This is a genomic window from Candidatus Binatia bacterium (assembly GCA_035631035.1).
Classification (GTDB): Bacteria; Eisenbacteria; RBG-16-71-46; order SZUA-252; family SZUA-252; genus DASQJL01.
Genome location: DASQJL010000046.1, coordinates 1 through 24377, shown reverse-complemented (window position 1 = coordinate 24377; position 24377 = coordinate 1). Strand labels below are relative to the sequence as shown.

The following is a 24377-nucleotide window of genomic DNA, read 5'->3' as shown; positions in this document are numbered from 1 at the left end:
ACGTAGGAGGGGCGCACCAGCACGGGATAGCCCACCCGCGCCGCGACCTCCTTCGCTTCGTCCAGCGAGGTGGCCGTGCCGCTCTCGGGCTGCGGGATCCCCAGCTCATCGAGCAGGGTGCTGAAGCGGCGCCGGTCCTCGGCCAGGTCGATGGCGTCGGGGCTGGTGCCCAGGATCGGCACGCCGGCCCGATGGAGCGGGAGCGCCAGACGGAGCGGCGTCTGCCCCCCGAACTGGATCACGACCCCTTCGGGCTTCTCCCGCTCGATCACGTTCATCACGTCCTCGAACGTGAGCGGCTCGAAGTAGAGGCGATCCGAGGTGTCGTAATCGGTCGAGACGGTCTCCGGATTGCAGTTCACCATGATCGTCTCGAACCCCTCCTCGCGGAAGGCGAACGAGCCGTGGCAGCAGCAGTAGTCGAACTCGATCCCCTGCCCGATCCGGTTCGGGCCCGAGCCCAGGATCATCACCTTGCGGCGGTCGGTGGGCGCGGCCTCGCACTCCTCTTCGTAGGTGGAGTAGAGATACGGCGTGTGCGACTCGAACTCGGCGGCGCAGGTGTCGACGCGCTTGTAGACGGGCTCGATCCCGAGCTTCTTCCGAAGTGCGCGCACTTCGGCCTCTGTGGACCCGGACAGGGCGGCAAGCCGCCCGTCCGAAAAGCCCATTCGCTTCGCTTCGCGAAGCGTACAGGCATCCAGCGGCCCCGTGAGGCGCTCCTTCAAGTCCGCGATCTGCTGGATCTGGTCGAGGAACCACGTGTCGATCCCGGTCATCCGGTGGATCTCCTCGTGGGTCCACCCCAGCTCCAGCGCGCGCTTCACGTAGAGGATCCGGTCGGGATCGGGGGTCAGGAGCTTCTCGCGGATCCGCGCGTCGTCCAGCTCGCGCCCGCCGAAGCCGCCGCTCCCGGTCTCCAGTCCGCGCAGCCCCTTGTGCAGCGCCTCCTTGAAGGTGCGCCCGATCGCCATGACCTCGCCGACCGACTTCATCTGTGTGCCCAGGCGCGGGCTCGCGTCGCGGAACTTCTCGAACGCCCAGCGCGGGATCTTCACCACCACGTAGTCGAGCACCGGCTCGAAGGAGGCCGGGGTCACGCGCGTGATGTCGTTCCGGATCTCGTCCAGGCGGTAGCCGATCGCCAGCAGGGCCGCGATCTTCGCGATCGGGAATCCCGTCGCCTTGGAGGCGAGCGCCGAGGAGCGCGACACGCGCGGGTTCATCTCGATCACCACGAGCCGGCCGGTCGCGGGATCGACCGCGAACTGGATGTTCGAGCCGCCCGTCTCGACCCCCACCTCGCGGATGATCGCCCGCGCGGCGTCGCGCATCGCCTGGTACTCGCGGTCGGTCAGCGTCTGCGCCGGCGCCACCGTCACCGAATCGCCGGTATGGATCCCCATCGGGTCGAAGTTCTCGATGGAGCAGACGACCACGAAGTTGTCCGCGCCGTCGCGCATCACTTCCAGCTCGTACTCCTTCCAGCCGATCACCGATTCCTCGATCAGCACCTCGTGCACCGGCGAGAGGTCGAGGCCGCGGGCGGCGGTCTCCTCGAACTCCTCCTCGTTGTAGGCGATCCCGCCCCCCGTGCCGCCCAGGGTGAAGGAGGGGCGGATCACGGCCGGGAGCCCGGTCACGGCGAGCGCCGCGCGCGCTTCATCCAGCGTCCGCGCGAAGCGGCTCTTCGGCACGTCGAGGCCGATCCGCGCCATCGCCTCCTTGAAGAGGCGCCGGTCTTCCCCCACCTCGACCGCGCGTCGGCTCGCGCCGATCAGCCGGATGCCGAGGCGCTCGAAGACGCCGCGCTCCGAGAGCGTGACGGCGAGGTTGAGCGCGGTCTGGCCGCCCACGGTGGGCAGGACCGCATCGGGGCGCTCGCGCTCGAGGATCGCTTCCACGACCTCGGGGGTGAGCGGCTCGACGTAGGTGCGGTCGGCGTACTCGGGGTCGGTCATGATCGTGGCGGGGTTCGAGTTCACCAGGGAGACCCGGATCCCCTCGGCGCGGAGGGCTTTCACGGCCTGCGTGCCGGAGTAGTCGAACTCGCACGCCTGCCCGATGACGATCGGACCCGAGCCGATCACCAGGACCGAGCGGATCGAGGCGTCGCGCGGCATGCTAGGCGCCCGCCTGGAGCAGCGGCCCCGGCGCGCCGAGGGCGCGCCGCTCGGTCATCGCCCTCGTGAAATCGCGGAAGAGGTAGTGGCTATCATGCGGGCCTGGGCTGGCCTCGGGATGGTACTGGACCGAGAAGACCGGGAGGTCGCGATGGCGGAAGCCCTCGACGGTGCCGTCGTTCAGGTTCACGTGCGTCAGCACGTACGCGCGATCGTCGAAGAGGGACATGTCCACGGCGAAGCCGTGGTTCTGCGCGGTGATCTCCACCTGCCCCGTCGCCACGTTCTTCACGGGGTGGTTCCCGCCCCGGTGGCCGTACTTGAGCTTGAAGGTCTTCCCGCCGCAGGCGAGGCCCAGGATCTGGTGTCCCAGGCAGATGCCGAACACCGGCTTTCCCGACGCGATCAGCCCGCGCGACGCTTCCACGGCGTAGTCGCACGCCTCGGGGTCGCCGGGTCCGTTGGAGAGGAAGATCCCTTCCGGATCGAGCGCGAGCGCCTCGGCCGCCGTCGTCGTCGCGGGGACGACCGTGACGGTGCATCCCGCGTCGGTGAGCAGGCGGAGGATGTTCCGCTTCATGCCGAGGTCGTAGGCGACCACGTGGAAGGGCCGCTCCACGCCGGTCTTCGCCGCGCCGGCGTCGCGAGGCGGCTCGTAGCGATACGCCTCCGCGCAGGTCACCTCGCGCGCGAGATCGGCGCCGATCATGGCGGCGGCGCCTCGCGCCTTCCTCACCAGGGACTCCGGATCCAGATCGATCGCCGAGATCACGCCGCGGCAGGCGCCGCGGCTTCGGATGTGGCGCGTCAGCTTGCGCGTGTCGATCTCGGCGATGCCGACGATGCCCGCCTCTTCGAGGTAGGCGTTCAGCTCCCCGGAAGCGCGCCAGGAGCTGGCGGCGGTGGAGATCTCGCGCACGACGAACCCCGCGACCTGCGGGCGCGCCGACTCGACGTCCTCGTGGTTGATGCCGTAGTTCCCGATGTGCGGGTAGGTCATCGTGACGATCTGCCCGCGATAGGAAGGGTCGGTCAGAACTTCCTGGTAGCCGCAGAGCGCGGTGTTGAAAACGACTTCACCCGACGTCTCACCGATTCGCCCGAAGCTGTTGCCGAAAAATACGATGCCGTCCTCGAGGGCGAGCACTGCCGGACGGCGGGCGTGGGTCATCGGGTGCCGGTGGTCTCCTTTCGGGAGCGGAGCGCGCGGGAGCGGGATCCGCGCTGCGCGGAAATCTATCGCACGTTGGATGCTCCCGCAATGGCGGAGGAGCGCCCGCGGCCGATTTTTCCTTCCGGCGGCGCTGTCACCGCGCCGCGGCCCGGACGTATCCTTGACGAAAGGAGGAACACCATGCCCAGCCGAAGCTCGATCCCATGGCGCGCCGCCACCGCCCTGATCCTGGCGGCCTCGGTGTCGCCGATCTCCGCCCCGCCCGCGCGGGCCGGGTTGCCCGGCTCTCCCCGCCCGGCGGCCGCCAAGCCGGTGGTCGCGCGGCGCGACACGGGAGCCATCCGCGTCTATTCCGCCTCCAAGGGAGGGTTCGTCATGACCGAGAAGGTGATCAAGTCGGACGCCGAGTGGAAGAAGCAGCTCACGCCCGAGCAGTACCAGGTGACGCGGCACGCCGGCACCGAGCGCGCCTTCGCCAACGCGTACTGGAACAACCACGACAAGGGGATCTACCGCTGCGTCGCCTGCGGCAACGACCTCTTCACGTCGGAGACCAAGTTCGATTCGGGCACCGGCTGGCCGTCGTTCTGGAAGCCGATCGCCCTGGAGAACATCGAGGTGGGAACGGACGTGACCCTGGGAATCGCGCGCGACGAGGTGAAGTGTGCGCGGTGCGGCTCGCACCTGGGGCACGTGTTCGACGACGGACCCAAGCCGACCGGCCTCCGCTACTGCATGAACTCCGCGGCGCTGCAGTTCGTGAAGAAGGGGTAGCCCCGAGGGGGCTGCCCCGCTTCACCCCTCACCCTCACGGCTCCTCGCTCCCGAACCGCTCGAGCAGCTCGACCACCTCGTCGTCGCTCACCTGCCGGAAGTCGTCGAAGAAGGCGCCGACCGCCGTGAAGGGCTCCGGCGTGGCGAGCACGACCACCTCGTCCGCCTCGCGTTCGATCCGGGCCACCGCCGGCGGCGGCGCGACCGCCGCGGCCGCCACCAGCCGCGCGGGCCCGCGGCTTCGCACCAGGCGCAGCGCGGCCGCGAGCGTGGCTCCCGTCGCGATCCCATCGTCCACGACGATGACGGTGCGCCCCGCCGGATCGACCGAAGCGCGGGCCGGCGTGTAGCGCGTGCGGCGCGCGCGGAGCGCCGCGGCCTGCCGATCCCGCTCCCGCTCGAGGTACGCCTCGTCCAGCCCGAGCTCGTCGGCGCTTCCGTCCAGGGTCACGCGGCCCGTCTCGTCCACCGCGCCGACCGCAAGCTCGGGCTGCCCCGGCGCGCCCAGCTTCCGCACCAGCGCGACGTCCAGGTCGCCGTCCAGCCGATTGGCGATGATCGCCGCCATGACCACCGCCCCCCTGGGAATGCCCAGCACCAGCGGGCGCGCTCCGCAGTACTTCGCGAGCTTCGCGGCGAGCTGGCGCGCCGCCTCTTCCCGGTCGCGGAACATGCCTCCAAGGTACCCCTTCCGGCGCCGTCCCGGAAAAGGTAGCGTCGCCCCGACGACCCCAACGCACCGGCCGGAGCCGGGCCCAGCAGGAGGATCCGATGAACGTTCTCGTCGCGGTCGACGATTCGCCCTTTTCCAGCGCAGCGCTGGAGTACGTGAAGCGGTTCGCGTGGCCTGCCGATACGCAATTCCTGGTGGCCTCGGCCTGCCCTCCCGTCTGGCTCGGGCCCGGCGAGGCGGTCGCCGCCGACGCGATCGTGGAGCTGAACCGCCATCAAGAGAGCTACCACCGGGACACGGCCGACAAGGGCGCGGCCGCCCTCCAGGCTTCGAAGCTCCGCGCCAAGGGGAAGCTGCTCCAGGGGGATCCGCGGCATGCGCTGCTGGACGAGGCGCGTGCGTCGAAAGCCGACCTGATCGTGGTGGGATCGCACGGGCGCTCCGGCGTGGCGAAGCTCCTGCTCGGAAGCGTCGCGTCGCACGTGGTCGCGCACGCGCCCTGCAGCGTGCTCGTGGTGCGGTCCGGAGCCAAGTAAGCGGCCGACCGAACGCCCGGACGCTACGCCTTCCGCTCCTCCGGAGGGCGCACGTGGCGGAAGGCAGCGTAGAGCAGCCCGTCGTAGGCGATCTTCATCGCCGCCCCGATCATCAGCGGCGCCCCCAGCGAGCCGCCGCGCATGAAGAGCCCCGCGAAGGCGGGCGCCACGGCCCACATCGCCAGCCGCACCAGGTGCGTCACCCCCGATGCCGCCGTGCGCTCCTCCGGCCGCACCACCGCCATCACGTACGACTGCCGGGTGGGAACGTCCATCTCCACCAGCCCCTCGCGCAGCAGGAAGAGGATCGCGGCGATCGTGAAGTTGGGGGCGAACGGAACCGTGAGCAGGAGCAGGCTGGAGGGCACGTGCGTGAAGACCATCGTGTTCACCAGCCCGATCCGCTTCGCCAGCCAGGCCGCGCCCACGTGCGAGGCGGCGTTCAGGAGCCGCGCCCCGAAGAAGAGCAGGCCGATCCCCTCCTCGCGAACGCCGAAGCGGGCGTAGAAGAAGTAGGAGAGGAGCGCGCTGGTGAGAAATCCCCCGCCGAGCGCATCCAGCGAGAAGAGCGCCGAGACGCGCGTGACGATGCGCCGGGTCTCGGGCGAGAGCCGGACCCGCGCCACGGGAGCCTCCGCCTCGACCTCGCGACCGAGCCGCGTGTAGAGGAGCGCCGTGACCGCGAGGAGGAGCGCGTAGACGCCGACCGCGGCGCGCATCGAATCGTCCGCGGAAACGTGAGCGGCGCGCAAGACGGCGGGAAGCCCCGCCGCCAGGGCGCCCAGCGCGTGCCCCGCGTCCTGCACGACGTTGTACCAGGCGAACACCGCCGTGCGCTTCTCCGGAGAGGCTGTGGCGGGAAGGATCGCCTGGTCCAGGATCATCGAGGCGCCGCGATCGCGCCCCATGCCGTTCAGCATCCCGAAGAACGCGGCGGCGCCGATCACGAGCGGCTTCGCGGCCAGGGCCACCACGGCGCCTCCGGCGGCGCCGAGAAGCGCGAGCAGGAGGAGCGTGCGCTTGCGGCCGGCGCGATCGCCGCCCACCGTGACGAGGAGCGCCGCGGTCGCCGCGCCGGCGAGCCCGGCGGTCACGACGGCGCCGATCCCGGCGGGATCGAAGCCCTGGCGCGCGAGGTGGATCCCGATCAGGACCCCGATCATCCCCGTCGCAAGGGCGCGGAGAAAGGCGGCGGCGTAGAGGATCCGGCGATCCGACACGGCTAGAACCCCGCGGCCGGCGGCGCCACGGCTAGAAGCGTGAGGTGACGAAGTAGGTGAACGCGGCCACCGCAGCGGCGGCCGGGATGGTGAGCACCCAGGCCCAGACGATCTGGCCCGCGATCCCCCAGCGGACCGCCGAGAGCCGGCGCGTCGCGCCGACGCCGACGATGGCGCCGGTGATCGTGTGCGTCGTGCTGACCGGAATGCCCAGGTGGGTCGCGAGGAAGAGGCTGACCGCGCCCGCGGTCTCGGCGCAGAAGCCGCCGAAGGGGTGCAGCTTGGTCACCCGCGCCCCCAGCGTGTGGACGATGCGCCAGCCGCCGGACAGGGTGCCCAGCGCGATCGCCAGACCGCAGACGATCACGACCCAGGTCGGGATGTAGAAGTGGTCGGTGGCGCCCGTCGTGAAGAGGAGCAGCCCGATCACCCCCATCGTCTTCTGGGCGTCGTTCCCGCCGTGCCCCAGCGAGTAGGCGGCCGCCGAGACCAGCTGGAGCCGGCGGAACAATCGGTCCACTTTGGCGGGAGCGCTCCTCCGGAAGAGCCAGGACGTGGTCGTCATGTTGAAGAGTCCGAGGACGAGGCCCATGAAGGGCGCGATGACGATGAAGATCGCCGTCTTGGTCAGCCCCGGGATCACCACCGCCCGCCAGCCGCCGAAGCAGAGGGCCGCGCCGACGAGCCCGCCGATCAGCGCGTGCGACGAGGAGGTCGGGAGCCCGAGCCACCAGGTGAGCAGATTCCAGACGATCGCGCCCACGAGGGCCGAGAGCAGCACGTGGTTGTTCACCGACTCCGGGGTGACGATCCCCTTCCCGACCGTCTTCGCCACGGCCTCGCCCAGCACGAACACCGCCACGAAATTGAAGAACGCCGCCCAGATCACGGCAAACCCCGGAGTCAGGACGCGGGTGGAGACGACTGTGGCGATGGAATTGGCGGCGTCGTGGAAGCCGTTCAGGAAGTCGAAGACGATGGCCAGGCCGATGATGACGAGCGCGTAGGTGGAGAGCGACTCGAGGCCGGTCAGTGCGCTCACGGTCCGATCAGGTGTTCTTGACGAAGATGCCTTCGATGATGTTGGCCACGTCTTCGCAGTCGTCCGTGGTGGCCTCGAGGCGCCCGTACAGCTCCTTCCACTTGATCAGCTCCCGGAAATCCGCGGCCGTCTCGAAGAGCTTGGCCGTCATGTCGCGCGAGATCATGTCGGCATCATTCTCGAGCTTGTTGATCTCGACCAGGTTCTTCTGAACTTCCTTGCGGTTCCGGAGACACTTCACGGCCTCGTGGATGGCCACACACGCCCGCTCGATGATCAGGATCAGCTCGCGCGTCTCGGGGGTCAGCTCGCGCACGCGGAAGAGCGCGAACCGGCTGGCGACGCCTTCGATGTTGTCGAGCACGTCGTCGAGCGCGCTCGCGAGGGCGTGGATGTCTTCCCGGTCGAAGGGGGTGATGAAGGTCCGGTTCAGGCTGTCGATGAGGTCGTGCGTGATCTGGTCCCCATCGCTCTCGATCTGCTTGATCTTGTGCGCCTTCGCTTCGACGTCCTCGAAGTTCTCCGCCAGGTCCTTGAGGGCCCGTGCCCCCAGGAGCAGCGTGGCGGACTGGCGCTCGAAGAGCTCGAAGAACTTGGGCGTGGTCGGCAGCAGGCGCATAGGGGTCTGGGTATACAACGACCGGGCGCCGCCTGTCCACGGTCCAGCGCTCCCGGCGCCCGGCCGCCTGGGCCGGCCCCGGACCCCCGGCCGTTCCGGCTTGGACCCGCCCGCCCCCTGCCTGTAGGATCGCCCTCCATGCCGCGCCGCCGCCTCACATCCCTCCTTCGCTGGCTTCCGGGCACCGCGATCCTCGCCGGGCTGGCCGTGTTCGCGCTTCGGAAGGTCGAGTGGGCGCACTTCTCCGAGATCGTGCAGCGGGCGGAGCCCGCCTGGCTGGTGGCGGCCGTGCTGATGCAGCTCGGCACCTATCTCTGCGCCGCGGCCACCCTGCAGCGCGGGATCAAGGCCTCGGGCGTGAGCCGGAATCTGTTCGGGCTCGTGCCGCTGGGCCTGGCCAAGCTCTTCGTGGACCAGGTCGTGCCCACGGGCGGCCTCGGCGGAACGGTGCTCGTCGTGCGCGCGCTGGAGCGGCGCGGGGTGAAGCGCGGCGTCGCCACCGCCGCCGTCGTCGTGAACACCCTCGCCTTCTACGCCTCCTACGCGGTCGCGGTGGGCGGAACGCTCGCGGTCCTCTGGCTGCGGCACGGCATCTCGCGGGCGATCCTCGTCCTGCTGACGCTCTTCGGCGTCTATGCGGTGGCGATGCCGGTCCTGATCCTCTGGATCGTCTACGGGGGGCGCCGCTCGCACCCGAAATGGCTGGCGAAGATCCCCGGATTGGAAAAGGCGATCTCCGCCATGGAGGACGCGCCGACGTCCACCCTGCGGCATCCGATGCTCTTTCTCGAATCGATCCTGCTCCAGCTGGGGATCATCGTGCTCGACGCCTGGACGCTCGACGCGCTCCTCCGTTCGATCGGGCACCCCGCCCCCTTTCTGATCCTCTTCACGAGCTTCGTGCTCGCCTCGATCGCCGCCACCCTGAGCCTCCTCCCCGGGGGCGTCGGATCGTTCGAGGCCGGATCCGTGGCGTCGATGCGCTACCTGGGCGTGCCCCTGGAAGTGGCCCTGACGGGGACGCTCCTCTTCCGCGGGCTGACCCTCTGGCTGCCCATGCTCCCGGGCATCTGGTTCGCACGCCACGAGATGATGGGCGAGGTCGAGACGAGCGGGGGGGACGAACCGGGGCGGGAGGAGCCAAAACGGGAGGCGGCCCGCGGGCGCCAGCGTCGGACCGCGGCGGCCAAGCGGCGCTGAGACCCGCCGCGGACAGCCTTCCAACGAACTGGAAGCGCGCATCATCTGTACATAGGGTATAAGAGTGGCGGTTCGGGGCGCCCGCGGCTTGCCGCGGCGGCCCCGCCCCTTTCCGCGGCACCCCGACGAAAGCGACCGGATCATCCAGGAGGGTTCATGTACCGACGTCCGCACCGACGGCACCACCTGATCGCGCTCGCCGCGCTCGCGATGGCGGCGCTTCTCCCGGCCCTGGCGCCGGCCCCCGCGGCCGCGGCCAGGAAGTCGGCCGTGCCTCCCTTCTTCTACAGCGACAAGCCATCGGTCGCCGCCTACAAGGCGGAGTCGGAGGCGGAGCTCAAGCAGGCCCAGGCGGCGCTCGACCGGATGGTCGCCGTGAAGGGCAAGCGCACCATCGAGAACACCCTCGTTCCGTACAACGACATGATGATCCACGCCGAGAACGTGGCGTATCAGGCGAACCTCATGGAGTCGGTCCATCCCGACTCGGTGTTCCGCGACGAGGCCGCGAATCAGACCCGGGTCTCGGCCAAGTTCCTCGACGACGTGAGCCTGAATCGCCAGGTCTACGAAGCGCTCAAGGCGGTGGACGTCTCCAAGGCCGACGCGGCGACGAAGTATTTCTACGACCGTCAGATCCAGGACTTCCGTCGCTCGGGCGTGGACAAGGACGACGCGACGCGCAAGCAGATCGCCGATCTCCTCCAGCACCTCACCCAGGTCGGACAGGAGTTCGACAAGAACATCCGGAACGACTCGCGCTTCATCCTCCTCGACAAGGCGGAGGACATGGCGGGCCTGCCCGACGACTTCATCAAGTCCCACCAGCCGGGCCCGGACGGGAAGATCAAGATCTCGATCGAGTACCCCGACCTCTTCCCGGTGATCCGCTACGCCAAGAGCGGCGACGTGCGCCGCCGCCTGATGTTCGAGGATCAGAATCGCGGGTATCCGGCCAACATCGCGGTGCTCGACTCGATGATCGCCGACCGCTACCAGCTCGCGAAGATCCTCGGCTATCCGAACTGGGCCGAGTACATCACCGAGAACAAGATGATCGGCAACGCCCAGAACGCCTCCGACTTCATCCAGCGCCTGAACGACCTCACGATGAAGCGGGCGAGCGACGAGTACGCGATGTACCTGAAGCGGAAGCAGGAGGACGATCCCACGGCGACGGCGGTGAACCGCTGGGAGGTCTCCTACTACGGGCGGCTGATCCGGAAGCGCGACTACGATTTCGACCCCCAGGCGATGCGCCCCTACTTCGCGTTCGCCAACGTGCAGAAGGGGGTGCTGGACGTGACATCGAAGATGTTCGGCGTCACCTACAAGAAGGTGAACGTGCCGGTGTGGGATCCCTCGGTCGACGCCTACGAGGTCTATGACGGCTCGAAGCTCCTGGGCCGCTTCTTCTTCGATCTCCATCCGCGGCCCGGAAAGTACAACCACGCCGCGAAGTTCGGCATCCGCCAGGGCGCGGCCGGCGTCCAGGTGCCGGAGGCCGCGCTGGTCTGCAACTTCCCCGGCGGGACTCCGGGCGATCCGGGGCTCATGGAGCAGTCCGACGTGGAGACCTTCTTCCACGAGTTCGGCCACCTGATCCACGGCATCTTCGGCGGGCAGGGTCGGTGGGAGCCGGTGTCCGGCACGGCCACCGAGCGCGACTTCGTCGAGGCGCCGTCGCAGCTCCTCGAGGAGTGGCCGCAGGACGTGAAGGTGCTCCAGACCTTCGCCAAGCACTACCAGACGGGCGAGCCGGTCCCGGCCGACATGGTCGAGAAGATGCGCCGGGCCGACGCGTTCGGACGCGCGATGTCCTACGCGACGCAGACGTTCTACTCGGCGGTGTCGCTCAACATCTACAACCGCCCCTCGTCCGAGGTGAACACCGACGCGATCGTGGCGGCGGCGGAGCCCAAGTACACGCCGGTCCCCTCGATGCCCGGGACGCATATGCAGTGCTCGTTCGGACACCTCGACGGCTACTCGGCGGTCTACTACACGTACGAGTGGTCGCTCGTGATCGCCAAGGACATGTTCAGCGCGTTCAACAAGTCGAACCTGCTCGATCCCACGGTCGCCAGGCGCTACCGCGACGAGGTGCTGCGTCCCGGCGGCAGCCGGCCCGCGCGGGAGTCGGTGAAGGCGTTCCTGGGACGCGATTACGACTTCAAGGCGTTCGACAAGTGGCTGGCGGGCGAGGAGACGGCGCAGGCGCCGGCGGCCGAGTCCGCGGCCCCGGCCAGCGCGGGGCATTGAAACGAGGATGAGAGGGCCCGGCCGCTCAGGCCGGGGGCAGCTCGACGACGATGCGGAGACCGTGCGGGTCGATCGGTTCGGCCCGCACGGTTCCGTGATGGCGCTCCACGATCTCCTTCACGATGGCCAGGCCCAGCCCCGAGCCCTTTCCATCGCTCCCCCGCGAACCCGACTCCGCCCGGTAGAACCGCTCGAAGACCTGACCCATCTCGCCCCGGGGGACGCCCGGCCCGTCGTCTTCGACCCGCAGCGAATGCCCGGCGCCGTTCCGCGTGCCGGATGGATCCACCAGGACCCGGACCGATCCGCCGCGAGGCACGTAGCGGATCGCGTTGTTCAGCAGGTTCTCGAGGACCTGCTCCATGCGACGGCCGTCCGCTTCGATCCACGCCGGTCCGGCCGGCGGCTTCCACTCCAGCCGCAGCCCCGCGTCGCCGTAGCGTTTCTGATACCGCTCCACCGTGTGGCCGGCGAGCGCGGCGAGATCGAGGCGCTCCAGGTGCAGGGCCGAGGCGCCTGCCTCCAGCCGGGCGAGGTCGAAGAGGTCGCTGATCAGCCGGTCGAGCCGGGCCGCCTCCTCCAGGAGGCCCCGCGTGTACTTGGCCCGTTCGTCGGCGGAGACGCCCACCCTCGGATCGAGCAGCGTCTCGGCGAAGCCGCGGATGGAGGTGAGCGGCGTCGCCAGCTCGTGCGTGATGTCGGCGAAGAGCTGCCGGCGCTGCTTTTCGTTCCGCTCCAGGCTCGCGCGCGCCTCGGCAATCCGCTCGGTCATGCGGTCGAGCTGCTCGGCGATCCGGCCGATCTCGTCGCCGCTCTTGTCCTGGATCCGCACCGACAGGTCCCCCTCCGCCACGCGCGTCGCGAGCGCGTCGATCGCGCGCAGGCGCCGCACCAGGAGCCGCACGATCACGAGGCCCGCGAGCGCCGAGGCGAGCACGGCGAAGGGGACGAAGAGGAGCGCCGTGCGCGTCTCCCAGTAGCCCCAGCCCGAGCGCGGCTGCCAGCGCCGCACCTGCACCACTCCGATCACGGCCGCCCCGCGGCGCACCGGCCGCTCCGCCAGGACCTCGAAGCGGGGGCGGCCGCGGTCGCGATCCCGGTCGGCGCCCCGGAGGGAATCGGACGCGCCGCCCGGGCGGAATCGTGGAGAGAGCTGCGGCTCGGTCGTGAGGAGTCCGTCGTTCCCCCGGTAGACCATGGAGCTGCCGCGGAACTCCATGCGGTCGCGAACGCGGGCGAGCACGGCGTGGACCTGCGCGTCCACGATCGGCTCCGGCAGGGCGGCGATCTCGGTGGCCGCGCTCGCGGCGCCCAGCTCCGCGCGGGAGCGCGCCTCGCGCGTTTCGAGCGGGCGGAGCACCCCGACCGCGACGAAGATCTGGAGCAGCGACCCCAGCACGGTCGTGAGGAAGAACATCCCGGCGATCGTCCAGAAGAGGCTTCGCCGCCGCCCGGTGGGCGCGGGAGTGGCGGCGGTGACGCCTCGCTCGGGCGCGGTCACGCTGCGGGCTCCGCGATCCGGTAGCCCGCGCCCCACACCGTCTGGAGGTAGCGCGGGTTCGACGCGTCCGCCTCGAGCTTCCGGCGGAGGCGGCTCACGAGGCTGTCGATCGACCGGTCGTCCACGACGCGGTCGGTTCCCCACACTTGCTCCATCAGCGCCTCGCGGCTGAAGACGCGCCCGGGGCGCGACGCCATGAGGTAGAGCAGGTCGAACTCCAGCGTCGTGAGCGGCACCGCGACGCCGTCGCGCTCGACCGTGCGCCGCGCGGGATCGATCTTGAGGCCGCCGACTTCGAGAAGCCGGTCCCCCACCGCGCCGCTGGAGCGCCGGAGCAGCACCCGCACCCGCGCCACGAGCTCGGCGGTGCTGAACGGCTTGGTCACGTAGTCGTCGGCGCCGATCTCGAAGCCGAGGAGTTTGTCGCTCTCCCCCGAGCGCGCGGTCACCATGAGGATCGGCGTGTCGCCCTCCTTGCGGATCCGCCGCGCCACCTCGAGCCCGTCGAGCCCGGCGAGCCCGAGGTCGAGCACGACGAGCGCCGGCTTGAGCCGCGCGTACGCGGCCACCGCGTGGCCGCCGTCCGCCGAGACCTCGCACTCATACCCCGCGGCCTCGAGGTTCTTCACGATGAGGCTCGCGATCCGCGAATCGTCTTCCACGACCAGGATCTTCTGGCTCATGTTTCCCCCTGCCGCACGCGGCCTTTCCCCAAGGACGCCCCATTCTACCCGCAGCCCCGTGGCAGAAGTATGGCTGCCCCTTGGCGAGTCGGTGACTTCCCCAGGGCGCCCTGGCCTGTCCCAATTTGCCAGCCCGCCGCCATTTCTCTGCCACATCCGCCCGGTACCTTCTCTCATGAACCACGGTGGGATCGGCGCCGGCCTCAGGGCCCGGCAGCCGCGGGAATGGCAGGAATTACAACGAAACTCGGAGGAATGATGTCTCGAACGTGGATGCTCGGAATGGTGACCGGCGCGGCGATCCTGGGGGTCGTTGCCCTCGGCGTCGTCCAGTCGGGGGCGGCGAAGAACGCCGCCGACCTCTCGGGGAGCTGGCGCCTGGACGCCGCGAAGAGCGAGCTGCCTGGGCGGGGCGGACCGGGCGGGTTCCGGGGCGGGCGCACCGGCGGGTGGGGCGGACGGGGCGGGGGCGGCGGTATGCGAGGACGCCGCTTACCGGAATGGCTTCATGTGACGCAGCAGGGCGGTGTCGTCGGTCTCTCGGACTCGACCGGCGCGTTGCTCCAGGAAATCCGGGTGGAGGGCGCGGCGGCGCCGGCGAACCCCGGCACGGACGTCGCCCAGTTGACCGGACACTGGGATGACGGCACGCTCGTTGCGGAACGGGTGGGTCCCCGCGGCGGGACGATGGTCCAGAAGTACAAGCTCGAGGATCACGGCCGGTCGCTCGAAGTCCGCATGGAGTTCAAGGGCGGCGGCTCCGGAGAGACTCCTCGGCGCTTCGCCGGACGCGAGATCAAGCTGGTGTATCGGAGGAACGGGTGACCCATCTGCACGTGGTCGACGACCGGGGCGGAGTCCGCGCGGCGGGCTCCGTCATCCGCCTCGAAGGGGTGCGCCGGCAGTACGAGCTCGGGAGCGAGACCGTGCATGCCCTGCGTGACGTCTCCCTCGCGATCGATTCCAACGAATACGTCGCCATCGTGGGGCCCTCGGGGTCCGGCAAGTCGACCCTCATGAACCTTCTCGGCTGCCTCGACACCCCGACCGCCGGACACTACTGGCTCCGCGGCCAGCTGGTCTCGGGGATGACCGATACCCAGCTCGCGCGGGTGCGCAACCGTGAGATCGGGTTCGTCTTCCAGACCTTCAACCTGCTCGCGCGCTCGACCGCGCTCCGGAACGTGGAGCTTCCGCTCATGTACGGCGGCGTGCCCGCGCACGAGCGCCGCCGCCGCGCCGAGGAGGCGCTCGCGCATGTGGGGCTGGCCGATCGCATGCACCACCGTCCCAACGAGCTCTCGGGCGGCCAGCGCCAGCGCGTCGCGATCGCGCGCGCGCTCGTGAACCGGCCGGCGCTGATCCTGGCCGACGAGCCGACGGGAAACCTGGACAGCCGGACCGGCGCCGACGTCATGCGCCTCTTCGACGAGCTGCATCAGGCCGGACAGACCTTGGTCGTCGTGACCCATGATGCCGACATCGCCGCGCACGCCGCGCGGCGTGTCGTTTTCCACGATGGAACGATCGTCGCCGACGAGCCGACCGGACGCGCGCTGCCCGCGTCCCTGGGCGTCGCGCCCCACGCCACCGACAGGAGAACCGCGACATGAGAACGCTTCGCTGGATCCTGCCGCTGCTCCTGGTCTCGGCCCCCGCTGGGGCCGCGGCGGAGCCGCGGCCGATCACGCTGCAGGAGGCCGTCCGGCTCGCGCGGGAGAACGCGCCGGCCGTGGTGGAGGCTCGCGGACAGGAGCGCTCCGCCGACGCGGCCAAGCGCTCTTCGTATGCGGCCTTCATTCCCAGCCTCAGCCTTTCCGCCGGCGCGACGCGCCGCTATCCCGCGGGCGGAACGCGCGTGGATCCCCAGACGCAGCAGGTGATCTCGTCGGGAGACCCCTGGGGCTACAGCACCGGCCTGAACGCGACGGTCGACCTGTTCCAGGGTGGGCAGCGCATCTGGGACATCCGCGGCGCGCGCGCTCGAGACGCCGCGGCCGAGGCCGGGATCGTGAACCAGCAGTTCGTCGCCTCGCTGAACGCGAAGCAGCAGTTCTTCAACGTGCTCGCCGCGCGCGAGTCGCAGGTGGCGGCCGCGGCTCAGCTGGAGCAGGCCGAGCAGCAGCGCCGGACCTCGGTGGCGCTGGCCCGCGCCCGGCAGGCCACCCGATCCGATTCGCTGCGCGCCGAGATTCAGCTACGGAACGCGCAGCTCGCGGTGGCGGACGCGCGGAATTCGCTCGAGGTCGCCAACGCCTCCCTGACGCGCGCCGTGGGGCTGGACGAGCCGGTGACCGCCGCGGAGCTGCCGGCGGACACGCTCGTCGAAGCGCTCTCGCTCGCCGAGCCCGAGATTGCCACGATGGCCGAGCACGGGCCCCTGGTGACCCAGTCGGAGTCGCTCCTGCGGGCCGCGCGCGCGGCGAACACGATGGTCTGGACCGACTATCTTCCGTCGGCGAGCCTGAGCTATTCGCGGGGCGGCACCGGCGACGAGGCCGATCTCCGGGTTCCGGACAACCTTCGTTACACGGGCGCGCTCCGGCTCTCCTTCACGGTGCCGATCTTCGATCAGCTGCAGCGCGAAGAGCGCCACGTCCAGTCCGACGTCGCCGAGGACAACGCGCAGGCGTCGCTCCGCGACGCGCGGCTTGCCGCGCGCGAGGGCGTCGTCCGCTGGCTCGGCGCCTACCACGTCGCCGGCGAGAAGGTTCAGGCCCAGATCGCGACCGTGGAGGCCGCGGAAGAAGATCTGCGCGTCCAGCAGCAGCGCTACGCCGTCGGCGGCTCGACCCTGCTCGACGTGCTCACGTCCCAGACGCAGCTCAACCAGGCGCGCCGGGATCTGATCCAGGCGCGCTACGACCAGCGCGTCGCCAAAGCCCAACTCGAAGCCCTGGTCGGCAGGGACCTCTAGAGGAGCCTATGAGCCGCTCATTCCGCGAACCCGAAGGCACGGAGCCCAATCCCAGGGTCCCGGCCGCGCCTGAAACCCAGCCGCCCCCGGCGCCGGCGAAGGCCGTCGTCACCGTCGGCCGATTCCGCATGAACCGGTGGGCCGCGATCGCGGCCGGCCTGGTGCTCCTGCTGGTCGTCGTCCTGATCGCTCGCGGCGCGAGCAAGAAGAACGCGGCCGCCGCGGAGATCCCCTTCGAGCCGGTCTCCCGAAGGGACATCTCGCTCACGGTGGAGGCCACCGGAGCGGTGGAGCCGATCGACTTGATCGAGGTGAAGTCCAAGGCTTCCGGGCAGATCGTGAAGATGCCCGTGCAGGTGGGCTCCGTGGTTCGAAAGGGCGACCTCCTGGCGCAGATCGACCCGCGCGACGTCCAGAACAGCTACGCGCAGACCCTCGCCGCGCTTCGCGCCGCGCAGGCCAAGGCGACGATCTCGCTCGCGCAGAAGAAGCGTTCCGACAACCTCTACGCCCAGGCTGTCATCACCGCTCCCGAGCACGAGGCCGCCACGCTCGACTACGCGAACGCGCAGGCGGCGGTGGTCAAGGCGCGCACCGATCTCGACCTGGCCAGCCAGCGCCGTGAGGATGCGACCGTGCGCGCGCCGATCTCCGGCACCGTCCTCGCGCAGACGGTCGCCAACGGAACCGTCATCTCCTCGGCCACGTCGTCGGCGAGCGGCGGGACGACCCTTCTCCAGATGGCGGACCTGAGCCGCATCCGGATCCGAGCGCTCGTGGCCGAGAGCGACGTGGGCAACGTGCGCCCGGGGCAGGCGGCGACCGTGACGGTGGACGCCTTCCCCAACCGCAGCTTCCAGGGGACGGTGGACAAGGTCGAGCCTCAGGCGGTCGTGCAGCAGTCGGTCACGATGTTCCCCGTGCTCATCTCGATCTCGAACGAGGACGGTCTCCTCCTCCCCGGCATGAACGGCGACGTCTCGATGCTGATCGAGCAGCGCCAGGGCGTGCCGGCGGTCCCGGTCGACGCGGTGCGGAGCGCCCGTGAGATGCCCGCCGTGGCGGCGCTGCTGGGCTTGAAGCCGGAGAAGGTGAAGGAGGCGCTCGACAAGCAGGCGGCGGCGATGGCGGCCGCGCGCCGGGCGCGCTTCGCCGCGGGGGGCGACTCGGCGCGGGGCGGCAACGGCGGCGGCGGCGCGGGCTTCCGGGGCGGTGGCGGGTTCGGCGGCGGCGTGGGGAGTGACTCCGCGCGTGCCGCGTGGCGTCGCGCGCGCGGCGGCGGCGGCGGCGGCGGAGGCGGATGGGGCGGCGGCGGTGGCCGCGGCTCCGGCCAGTGGGGCGGTCGCGGGCGCGGCGGCGCGGGTGGCGATAACGGCGGCGGCTTCGGCGCGGGCGGCGGCGGGAATGGCGGCGCTGGCAGAAACGGCGGCGGCGCCGGCACGGGTGGGGGCCTCGGCCGCCGGGCTCAAGCGGTGTTCGTGAAGACCGCGAACGGCATCGAGCCGCGCATCGTTCGGCTCGGGCTCTCCGACTTCGACTACGCGCAGGTGATCGACGGGCTCAAGGAGGGCGACCAGGTGGCGCTGCTGAGCGTCGCCGAGGCGCAGGCGCAGCGCGAGCAGTCGAAGAGCCAGATCCGCCAGCGCATGGGAAGCGGCGTGCCGGGCCAGATCGGCGGCGGCGGCGGTCGTGGAGCGGGTGGCGGTGGCGGCGGCGGTCGCGGCGGCGCCGGTGGCGGCGGAGGGGGGCGCTAGTCATGCCGATCTTCGAGATCGTGAACGTCGCCCTCGAGGCGCTGCGAATCAACAAGCTCCGGTCGTTCCTGACGATGCTGGGCATCGTCATCGGGGTGGGCGCCGTCATCGCGATGATCGCGCTCGGCCGGGGGGCGCAGGAGTCGGTGAAGCAGCGCATCACCTCGCTCGGAACCACGCTCCTTACCGTCTTCCCGGGCCAGGTCCGCGGAGGCGGCGGTCCCGTGGCCTCCGCCACCGACCGCGCGCCGCTCACGCTGGACGACGCGAACGCGCTGGAGGAACGGGGGCGGTCGATTCTCGCGGTGCAGCCGGAGATGTCGCGTCAGCTTCAGGTCCAGTACGAGAACCAGAACACCAACACCAACATCGTCGGGACCACCGCGAACTACCTCGAGGTCCGGAAGTTCACGATCGACGCCGGGCGCATGTTCACCGAGAGCGAGGATGCGGCGCGCCGGCGGGTCGCCGTGCTCGGCTCCCAGGTGGTGCAGGACTTGGGCGCCGCCTCGCCGGAGCTCCTGATCGGGGAAACGATCCGGATCGGGGGCACCCAGTTCGAGGTCGCGGGAGTGCTCGCCTCCAAGGGGGGCGGCGGATTCCAGAACCCCGACGACCAGGTGCTCATTCCCCTGCAGACGGCGCGCTACCGGCTGATCGGCTCCGACCGGCTCCGCAGCATTTCCGTGCTCTCGACGAGCGAGGAGGACATTCCGGTCACGATGGCGGAGATCTCGAAGATCCTGCGCCGGGAGCACCGGCTGCCGGCCGGCCGCGAGGACGACTTCACCGTCCGGAACCAGGCCGATTTCCTCAGCACCCTCGGCGAGACGACCCAGGTGTTCACCTATCTCCTCGCCGGGATCGCGGCGGTGAGCCTTCTCGTCGGCGGGATCGGCATCATGAACATCATGCTGGTGTCGGTGACGGAGCGGACGCGCGAGATCGGAGTCCGCAAGGCGCTGGGCGCGACGCAGGCGAACATCCTCACGCAGTTCCTCATCGAGGCGGTGGTGCTCTGCCTCCTCGGCGGCGTGATCGGGATCCTCTTCGGCGCCGGGACGGCCGTCGTCCTCAGGAAGGCCTTCGGCTGGACGACGTCGGTGGGACTCTCCTCGATCATCGTGGCCTTCGTTTTCGCGGGCGTGGTGGGCGTGGGATTCGGCGTCTGGCCTGCTCGGCGCGCGGCTGCGCTCGATCCGATCGAATCATTGCGCTACGAATAGGTTGCCCAGAGCGGTCCCAGGCGCCGGGTGACTTCAATCCGCTTCAAGCTATACCCGTAGACCTACCCCGATGCTACCTCGGTACCACTAGGCCCACCCGTTAATTCCATATAGGGTTATGTCGATGCTTGTGAATGAATTCACATTGTAGATTGTGAACGTTTTCACAACCTGAGGTGCGCGTTGAGCCACCAAGCCACTCGAACCCCTTCGGAGCACCCCGGCGGCGGCGGCGCGATCGGCCTGACGCGTGCGCACCGCCGGCTGCTCCTTGCCCTCGCCGCCGCCCTCCTCGCGCCGTCGTCTCTCCACGCCGCCGATCTCGCCGTACCCGAGCGCGTCATCTACGGGTATGAGGATGGGACCCGCTTCCGGGTGCCACACGGGGTAGCGCTGGATCCGGCGCGGGGAGAGCTGATCGTGGCCAACACGGGCGAGCACCGGATCGAGATCTTCTCGCTGAGCGGCCGCTCCCTGGCGCGCTTCGTCCATCAGGTCAAGCTCCCCGACGGCAGCACGGCTCCGGGCCTTCCCCACGCCGTGGCCGTCCTGCCGACGGGCCGCATCGCCATCACCGACAACCTGGTCCCCAACGTGGACATCGTGGATCGGCGCGGGCGGACGGTATTCACCGTCTCGATCCCCTCTTCCGCGAAAGGGTCCCCGCAGGCGCTGGCCGTGACGCCGCAGGGCGGTCTACTCGTGGCGGGCCCTCCGGGCGACGACCGCGTGTACCGGTACGACGCCGGCCTTCACCTGACCGCCACGTGGGGCGTCCGGGGCGAGCAGCCTGGCCAACTCAACGCCATCTCCGGCCTGGCGTTCCTCGCCGACGGCCGGATCGGCGTCATCTGCGTGCAGACCAAGCTCGCCGTCCAGATCTTCTCCGCCGACGGCGTGTACCAGACCGGTTTCGGCATCCACGACATCGGTCACGGCAATTTCTCGGTCCCCTCCGGCATCGCTGCCACCGCCGACGGCCGCATCTGGGTCGCGGACGAGGTGCGCCAGGTCATCCAGGTCTTCGATCGCGACGGGACCTTCCTGGCCATGCTCGGCGGCTTCGGCGTCGCCGCAGGAGATCTCAATTACCCCAGCGCTCTCACCGGAGACGGCACGAATCGCCTGGCCGTCGCCGAGCGGGAGCTCGGTCGAGTGCAAATCCTGATCGCGAATCGAGGAGGTGAGGATTCGGGAAGAAACATTCCGTAGTGCGGTGAACTTCGCGAAGCGCGCTTCATCTTACAAAGGGGGTATTTCATGAAACGGTTGGTCATCGTCGCAGCGCTTGGAGCGCTTTGCGTGTTCGCGACGGCCGCCGTAGCGGGGGATTACCACAACGGAACGACCCTCATCTGTTCCGACTGCCACGTGATGCACGGCAGCCAATCCCACGCGCTGACGTCCGGCGGCTTCTTCGTGCCGCTAGGCGTCAACGGGCCGTACGGGGACCTGCTCCGCAACGACGTGAACGATCTCTGCCTCACCTGCCACGACAACAGCTCGTTTGCTCCTGACGTGTTCGGCAACAACGGCGGCGTCGCGCGCGTGCGGAACGCGGGCGCGCTGAACGCGGACCCGGCCAAGCGGGCGAACGACAACGGATTTGACGTCATCGACGGCCATACGCTCTGGTCGACGGCGACGGCTCCCGGCGGCACGTTTACCAACGCCGATGGCCTCGAGTGCACGAACTGCCATTCGCAGCACGGCCAGAACGTGGCCCAGTACCGCAACCTGGCCACGTCTCCCGGCGGCTCCGCGGGCAAGACCGTGACCTACGCCGCCGGCACCAACGACCTCACCAAGGACGTCTTCGAGGCCGTGCCGAACGGCTACGCCGAGTCTCAGGTCAACTACAACGAGCCGAACACCAGCGGTAGCGCGTACGGCGCCTGGTGCTCCGGCTGCCACACCTACTATCACGGCTCCGGCGGCTCGATCAACATGGGCGGCGCCAGCGGCGGCGATCTCGCGCAGGGATCGACCTCGTGGCTGCGTCACCCGACGGCCGACGTGAACGTGGGCTGGGCTCCGACCCGCACCTATTACTCGAGCCTCAGCCAGTACAATGGCCACACGAATCGTGTGAAGGTGATGGACTCCCAGGGCCTCTGGAACGGGACCGCCGCCGACAACACGATCACCCCGTCGTGCTTCAGCTGCCACAAGTCGCACGGCAACAAGAATGGCTTTGGCTTGATCTTCATGTCGGGGACGGGTACGGTGACGGAGGAAGGCGACAACGGCACGCGGCAGAACGATCTCTGCAAGCAGTGCCACACTCAGGGCGCCTGATCCCTCGCCCCATAATCAACCTGCGACGGCCGGCCCCTCCGCAGGGGGCCGGCCTCGCGCTATCGGACTCCATGGACGGTCGCCGTTTGTCGCGCTTCCTGAGCGCCCTGCTCCTCCTGATCGCGGTTCCCGCTTGGGGCGCCACGACTCCCCCTCGCCCGGCGAGGGCGGTCGATCTCATCCGCAGCGTTCTCGATAAGGGCCCCCACGCGGGTGAATGCGAGCGCTGCCACACGATGCACGCGGGCCCCACCGGGATCGCGCAGGGATTTGCGCTGGTGGGACCGGACGACAATTCCCTCTGCGCGTCCTGCCATACGACCCCCTGGGCCGGGGGTAGCCTTCCGGACCCCTGGGTCTACGCGCGATCCTCGCACGGATCCGATCCGAATGCCGTGTGGCCGGGCCCCGACCCGTTTCCCCGCACCGAGTCCGATGCCGCCGGCAAGTGCGTCAACTGCCACGATCCGCACGGATGGACGGACGCCCAGGGAATCATCCCGGTGCTCGAGTACGCGCGCGAAGAGGCGCTGTGCCTTCGCTGCCACGATGGGAGCCCGGCCGGCACCAACGTCGCCGCCGATTTCCTGAAGCCCTACACGCACCCGATCGGGATCACCGGCCTGCACGCCGATACCCTCGAGACGTCGCCCGACGCCTTCGCCGCGGCCCCGGAGAACCGGCGCCACGCCGAATGCGAGGACTGCCACAACCCGCACGTGGCCTCGCCGGATCCCACGCCGCCCCCGGCTCCCGATCTCTCGCGAGCCAACCTCGGGGTGAGCCGCGTTCGCGCCATTCAGGGCGGGCCCGGCGCGCCTCCCGCCTATGTCTTCATCGCGGGGTCGGACACCCTGAGCACCCCGCTCGCCGAGTACCAGCTCTGCTACAAGTGCCATTCGTCCTGGACCGTTCAACCCCCGGGGCAGACCGATCTCGCTCTCGTGCTGAATCCGTCGAATCCCTCCTTCCACCCCGTCGAGGCCGTGGGCGGAGATCCGATGATTCCGCTGAGCGCCTTCGCGCCGGGCTGGACCTCCTCGTCGCGGGTGCGCTGCGGCGACTGCCATGGGAGCGACTTTGGTACCAGCGCCGCGCCGCATGGGTCGAACTACCGCTACCTCCTCCGCAGACCTTATCTCCCCTCGTCAACACCACGCATCATGGACCGTGATGACCTCTGCTTCAGCTGCCACTCCTGGTCGGTCTACGGCGATCCGCTCGCTCCGGAATCGGTGCGCGCCGCGTCCCGTTTCAACGCGCCCGCGGTTCCGACAGGGCATGCCGAGCACGCCGCGGCCAGCGTCCCCTGCGGCGCGTGCCACGTCACGCATGGATCCACGACCCAACGTCATCTCATCGCCACCTCGCGAACCCCGGGGATTCTCTCCTTCTCGGAGACGCCCACCGGCGGCACCTGCGCCCCGACCTGTCACGGCCCGGAGACCTACACCCTCAACTATGCGCGGTGAGCCCCGGGGGCCGAGCGGAGGGAGCCGCCGTGCGGCGGGCGTCCTGCTCTGCGTGCTCCTGAGCGCGGCCGCCGCGGCCGCGCCGGCACAGACGCTGCGCGGCTACACGCAGGTCCAGTTCCAGCGCTTCGACGTGGTCGACGACCGGAGCGACCGCGACCTCTGGCTCCGCACCCTGCAGCTCGACGGGACGCGCCGCTTCGGTCAGAACCTGGACGTGAGCGGCCAGATCTATTGGAACGAGGTCTCCACCCGGGGCCGGCCCGATCGCATTCGCTCGCCGCGAGGGACGCTCCGCCTGGCCCACCCCGAGGCCGGCGTCTGGCTCAGCTACCGCCCGGTCCGGTCGACCGACGCGGTCGGACTCACGACGGAGTCCAACGAGCTCCAGGCCTCGGGCTATTTCGCCCGCCCCAAGCTCCCCGCGATTAACGCCACCTGGACGCGACGCACGCAGCAGTCGCCGCTCTTCCCCACGCCGCCCAGCGTCACCCGCAACGTCACGGCCGCCCAGACGATCGGGCCCGCCTCGCTGCGGCTCGGATGGTTCGACCAGGTGCGCGACGCCATCACGAAATCGCTTCCCGGGGACAAGCGCCAGAACGCGATGGCCGGGGGCGAGGTCCGATTCGGGCCGCGGCGCGCCTCCTTCCTCGCGCAGTACGACGTCAACGAGACGAAGCGGATCGTGGGGGGAACCGTGACCGAGCGCTCGCTGCTCCACACGGCCTCGCTGAACGGAACGAGCCGCATCTCTCCCAAGACCGACGCCGCCCTCACGTACGGATTCCGCCGCACGCTGACGCGCAACGGCGTGCGCACCGATCTGGACGACCACGAGGGGAACGCGACGTTCAATTTCCGCCCGCGCCCGTCGCTCCGTTTCGGCAGCGGCGGCGGCGT

The 24377-nt window shown here is 69.9% G+C and carries 21 protein-coding genes; 13 read left to right on the top strand and 8 right to left on the bottom strand.

The genetic code is table 11. The annotated features are described in order from the left end of the window. The coding region (carB, locus tag VE326_04320) for a carbamoyl-phosphate synthase large subunit (protein ID HYJ32422.1) at positions 1 to 2123 on the bottom strand (2123 nt) is incomplete at its 3' end. A gap of 1 nt (position 2124) precedes the next feature. Next, on the bottom strand, positions 2125 to 3294 hold the full coding sequence (gene carA / locus VE326_04315) for a glutamine-hydrolyzing carbamoyl-phosphate synthase small subunit (protein HYJ32421.1): 1170 nt from the start codon (positions 3292 to 3294) through the stop codon (positions 2125 to 2127). 183 nt (positions 3295 to 3477) lie between these two features. Here carA and msrB point away from each other — a divergent pair, with 183 nt between their 5' ends. After that, the gene (gene msrB / locus VE326_04310) at positions 3478 to 4071 is read left to right on the top strand and encodes a peptide-methionine (R)-S-oxide reductase MsrB (protein ID HYJ32420.1); all 594 of its coding nucleotides are present in this window, start codon (positions 3478 to 3480) and stop codon (positions 4069 to 4071) included. Between the two features lie 34 nt (positions 4072 to 4105). Here msrB and VE326_04305 read toward each other — a convergent pair whose 3' ends face one another. Continuing rightward, positions 4106 to 4744 carry a phosphoribosyltransferase family protein gene (locus VE326_04305; protein HYJ32419.1) on the bottom strand — a complete coding sequence of 213 codons (639 nt, stop codon included), beginning with the start codon at positions 4742 to 4744 and terminating at the stop codon, positions 4106 to 4108. A 98-nt stretch (positions 4745 to 4842) separates the two neighbouring features. On the opposite strand from VE326_04305, the gene VE326_04300 reads away from it, so the two are divergent. Further along, positions 4843 to 5280, top strand: a complete 438-nt coding sequence (locus VE326_04300; GenBank protein HYJ32418.1) for a universal stress protein — start codon at positions 4843 to 4845, stop codon at positions 5278 to 5280. A gap of 23 nt (positions 5281 to 5303) precedes the next feature. Here VE326_04300 and VE326_04295 read toward each other — a convergent pair whose 3' ends face one another. Genes VE326_04295 through VE326_04285 form a run of 3 tightly spaced genes read right to left on the bottom strand, consistent with a single transcriptional unit; the run spans position 5304 to position 8161 of the window. After that, a complete protein-coding gene (locus VE326_04295) occupies positions 5304 to 6500 on the bottom strand; it encodes an MFS transporter (protein ID HYJ32417.1) in 1197 nt (398 codons plus the stop codon). Positions 6501 to 6531: 31 nt separating this feature from the next. After that, positions 6532 to 7533, bottom strand: a complete 1002-nt coding sequence (locus VE326_04290; protein HYJ32416.1) for an inorganic phosphate transporter — start codon at positions 7531 to 7533, stop codon at positions 6532 to 6534. Between the two features lie 16 nt (positions 7534 to 7549). Beyond that, positions 7550 to 8161 (bottom strand): DUF47 family protein, encoded by a 612-nt coding sequence (locus VE326_04285; GenBank protein ID HYJ32415.1) that lies wholly within the window; start codon positions 8159 to 8161, stop codon positions 7550 to 7552. Between the two features lie 138 nt (positions 8162 to 8299). On the opposite strand from VE326_04285, the gene VE326_04280 reads away from it, so the two are divergent. Both VE326_04280 and VE326_04275 read left to right on the top strand, forming a co-directional pair. Then, complete coding sequence (locus tag VE326_04280; protein HYJ32414.1) at positions 8300 to 9361, top strand: lysylphosphatidylglycerol synthase transmembrane domain-containing protein; 1062 nt, start codon at positions 8300 to 8302, stop codon at positions 9359 to 9361. A gap of 156 nt (positions 9362 to 9517) precedes the next feature. After that, on the top strand, positions 9518 to 11623 hold the full coding sequence (locus VE326_04275) for a M3 family metallopeptidase (protein ID HYJ32413.1): 2106 nt from the start codon (positions 9518 to 9520) through the stop codon (positions 11621 to 11623). Between the two features lie 25 nt (positions 11624 to 11648). On the opposite strand, the gene VE326_04270 is transcribed toward VE326_04275, so the two are convergent. Both VE326_04270 and VE326_04265 read right to left on the bottom strand, forming a co-directional pair. Continuing rightward, a complete protein-coding gene (locus tag VE326_04270; GenBank protein HYJ32412.1) occupies positions 11649 to 13124 on the bottom strand; it encodes a HAMP domain-containing sensor histidine kinase in 1476 nt (491 codons plus the stop codon). Next, positions 13121 to 13807, bottom strand: coding sequence for a response regulator transcription factor (locus VE326_04265; protein HYJ32411.1), 687 nt, complete (start codon positions 13805 to 13807; stop codon positions 13121 to 13123). Before VE326_04265 ends, VE326_04270 begins: the two co-directional genes overlap by 4 nt. A 258-nt stretch (positions 13808 to 14065) precedes the next feature. Here VE326_04265 and VE326_04260 point away from each other — a divergent pair, with 258 nt between their 5' ends. From VE326_04260 to VE326_04220, 9 genes are all read left to right on the top strand, one after another. Then, a complete protein-coding gene (locus VE326_04260; GenBank protein HYJ32410.1) occupies positions 14066 to 14632 on the top strand; it encodes a hypothetical protein in 567 nt (188 codons plus the stop codon). Positions 14633 to 14637: 5 nt separating this feature from the next. Further along, complete coding sequence (locus tag VE326_04255) at positions 14638 to 15420, top strand: ABC transporter ATP-binding protein (protein ID HYJ32409.1); 783 nt, start codon at positions 14638 to 14640, stop codon at positions 15418 to 15420. Further along, positions 15417 to 16724 carry a TolC family protein gene (locus VE326_04250; GenBank protein ID HYJ32408.1) on the top strand — a complete coding sequence of 436 codons (1308 nt, stop codon included), beginning with the start codon at positions 15417 to 15419 and terminating at the stop codon, positions 16722 to 16724. Before VE326_04255 ends, VE326_04250 begins: the two co-directional genes overlap by 4 nt. An 8-nt stretch (positions 16725 to 16732) precedes the next feature. After that, a complete protein-coding gene (locus tag VE326_04245; protein HYJ32407.1) occupies positions 16733 to 18478 on the top strand; it encodes an efflux RND transporter periplasmic adaptor subunit in 1746 nt (581 codons plus the stop codon). Between the two features lie 2 nt (positions 18479 to 18480). Then, a complete protein-coding gene (locus VE326_04240) occupies positions 18481 to 19704 on the top strand; it encodes an ABC transporter permease (protein ID HYJ32406.1) in 1224 nt (407 codons plus the stop codon). Positions 19705 to 19887: 183 nt separating this feature from the next. After that, positions 19888 to 20916, top strand: a complete 1029-nt coding sequence (locus tag VE326_04235; protein HYJ32405.1) for an NHL repeat-containing protein — start codon at positions 19888 to 19890, stop codon at positions 20914 to 20916. Positions 20917 to 20964: 48 nt separating this feature from the next. Further along, positions 20965 to 22002, top strand: a complete 1038-nt coding sequence (locus VE326_04230; GenBank protein ID HYJ32404.1) for a cytochrome c3 family protein — start codon at positions 20965 to 20967, stop codon at positions 22000 to 22002. Positions 22003 to 22073: 71 nt separating this feature from the next. Next, complete coding sequence (locus VE326_04225) at positions 22074 to 23474, top strand: cytochrome c3 family protein (GenBank protein HYJ32403.1); 1401 nt, start codon at positions 22074 to 22076, stop codon at positions 23472 to 23474. Continuing rightward, on the top strand, positions 23464 to 24377 hold a 914-nt coding region (locus VE326_04220), incomplete at its 3' end, for a hypothetical protein (GenBank protein ID HYJ32402.1). The genes VE326_04225 and VE326_04220, both read left to right, overlap by 11 nt.

What these genes read in the sequence shown, in the direction of transcription:
- carA (HYJ32421.1), bottom strand. Translation starts at nt 3,294, where the DNA reads ATGACCCACGCCCGCCGTCCGGCAGTGCTCGCCCTCGAGGACGGCATC.
- msrB (HYJ32420.1), top strand. Translation starts at nt 3,478, where the DNA reads ATGCCCAGCCGAAGCTCGATCCCATGGCGCGCCGCCACCGCCCTGATC.
- VE326_04305 (HYJ32419.1), bottom strand. Translation starts at nt 4,744, where the DNA reads ATGTTCCGCGACCGGGAAGAGGCGGCGCGCCAGCTCGCCGCGAAGCTC.
- VE326_04300 (HYJ32418.1), top strand. Translation starts at nt 4,843, where the DNA reads ATGAACGTTCTCGTCGCGGTCGACGATTCGCCCTTTTCCAGCGCAGCG.
- VE326_04285 (HYJ32415.1), bottom strand. Translation starts at nt 8,161, where the DNA reads ATGCGCCTGCTGCCGACCACGCCCAAGTTCTTCGAGCTCTTCGAGCGC.
- VE326_04280 (HYJ32414.1), top strand. Translation starts at nt 8,300, where the DNA reads ATGCCGCGCCGCCGCCTCACATCCCTCCTTCGCTGGCTTCCGGGCACC.
- VE326_04275 (HYJ32413.1), top strand. Translation starts at nt 9,518, where the DNA reads ATGTACCGACGTCCGCACCGACGGCACCACCTGATCGCGCTCGCCGCG.
- VE326_04265 (HYJ32411.1), bottom strand. Translation starts at nt 13,807, where the DNA reads ATGAGCCAGAAGATCCTGGTCGTGGAAGACGATTCGCGGATCGCGAGC.
- VE326_04260 (HYJ32410.1), top strand. Translation starts at nt 14,066, where the DNA reads ATGTCTCGAACGTGGATGCTCGGAATGGTGACCGGCGCGGCGATCCTG.
- VE326_04250 (HYJ32408.1), top strand. Translation starts at nt 15,417, where the DNA reads ATGAGAACGCTTCGCTGGATCCTGCCGCTGCTCCTGGTCTCGGCCCCC.
- VE326_04245 (HYJ32407.1), top strand. Translation starts at nt 16,733, where the DNA reads ATGAGCCGCTCATTCCGCGAACCCGAAGGCACGGAGCCCAATCCCAGG.
- VE326_04240 (HYJ32406.1), top strand. Translation starts at nt 18,481, where the DNA reads ATGCCGATCTTCGAGATCGTGAACGTCGCCCTCGAGGCGCTGCGAATC.
- VE326_04230 (HYJ32404.1), top strand. Translation starts at nt 20,965, where the DNA reads ATGAAACGGTTGGTCATCGTCGCAGCGCTTGGAGCGCTTTGCGTGTTC.
- VE326_04225 (HYJ32403.1), top strand. Translation starts at nt 22,074, where the DNA reads ATGGACGGTCGCCGTTTGTCGCGCTTCCTGAGCGCCCTGCTCCTCCTG.